Source organism: Aerococcus sp. L_32 (genome assembly GCF_050689315.1).
In genome coordinates this window covers 1-1,478 of the sequence record NZ_JBOEQF010000464.1, presented here as the reverse complement: position 1 = coordinate 1,478, position 1,478 = coordinate 1, and the positions used below count along the sequence as shown (strand labels likewise).

The window sequence follows — 1,478 nt, the reverse complement described above, 5'->3', positions numbered from 1 at the left end:
GCTACACGTAGGGCATCCAGAAGGGTATACTGCAACGGATATTATGTCTCGTTATAAACGTGCACAAGGTTATAACGTATTGCACCCAATGGGCTGGGATGCGTTTGGATTACCAGCTGAACAATATGCATTAGACACTGGGAATGATCCAGTTGATTTTACTGCGAAAAATATCGCCACATTCAAACGTCAAATCAAATCACTAGGTTTTTCTTATGATTGGGACCGTGAAATCAATACAACAGATCCAAAATTCTACAAATGGACACAATGGATTTTCACTAAATTATTTGAAAAAGGTTTAGCCTACGAAGACGAAATCTTGGTTAACTGGTGTGAAGCCTTAGGAACAGTCTTAGCCAATGAAGAAGTCATCGATGGTAAGTCAGAACGTGGTGGCTACCCAGTCGTTCGTAAACCAATGAAACAGTGGGTTTTACGGATTACTGCTTACGCTGACCGTTTATTAGATGGATTGGAAAATGTTGACTGGCCAAACTCAGTTGTTGAAATGCAACGTCACTGGATTGGTAAATCAGAAGGTGCGCAATTAACTTTCGATATTAAAAATCATGACTTAACTTTTGATGCCTTTACGACGCGCCCAGATACTATTTACGGCTTAACTTTCGCTGTTTTAGCACCTGAACATGACTTGGTGCGTCAGATTGTGACTGAAGAGCAACGTGAAGAAGTGGAAGCTTATTTACTTGCAGCTTCAATGAAATCTGACTTAGACCGTACAGATTTAGCCAAAGAAAAAACTGGGGTATTCACCGGTGCTTACGGTATCCACCCATTAACTGGTGAACCATTTGAAATCTGGGTTGCAGATTATGTTTTAGCTTCATACGGTACTGGTGCTGTGATGGCGGTTCCTGCCCATGATAGTCGTGACTACGAATTCGCTAAACAATTCAACCTACCAATTCAACCGGTAATTGAAGGTGGCGATGTTGCTGTTGAAGCATATACTGGAGACGGTCCTCACATTAATTCAGGTGAATTAAACGGTTTAGAAACTGCAGAAGCAACTGAAAAAGCGATTGAAATGTTAACAGCTTCAGGTCGCGGTGAACGTCAAACAACATACCGTTTACGTGACTGGGTCTTCTCTCGTCAACGTTACTGGGGTGAACCAATTCCAATTATCCATTGGGAAGATGGCACAACAACTGCAGTTCCAGAAGATGAGCTACCAGTTCGTTTACCAAAAACCGACAATATTAAACCATCTGGTACAGGTGAATCTCCATTAGCCAATATTGAAGAGTGGTTATATGTCACTGATCCTGAAACAGGCATGAAAGGCCGCCGTGAAACAAACACAATGCCACAATGGGCAGGTTCATCATGGTACTTCCTACGTTATATCGACCCTAAAAATTCAAATGAATTTGCTTCTCAAGAAGCTTTAGACTACTGGTACAATGTGGACTTGTATATAGGTGGGGCAGAGCATGCGGTATTGCATTTAC

Annotated in this window: 1 protein-coding gene; it reads left to right on the top strand. The window is 41.7% G+C overall.

Features of this window, described 5'->3' with window-relative positions; translation table 11 throughout:
• A partial coding sequence (gene leuS / locus ACRCJ0_RS13910; RefSeq protein ID WP_431390822.1) for a leucine--tRNA ligase occupies positions 1-1,478 on the top strand: 1,478 nt, incomplete at both ends.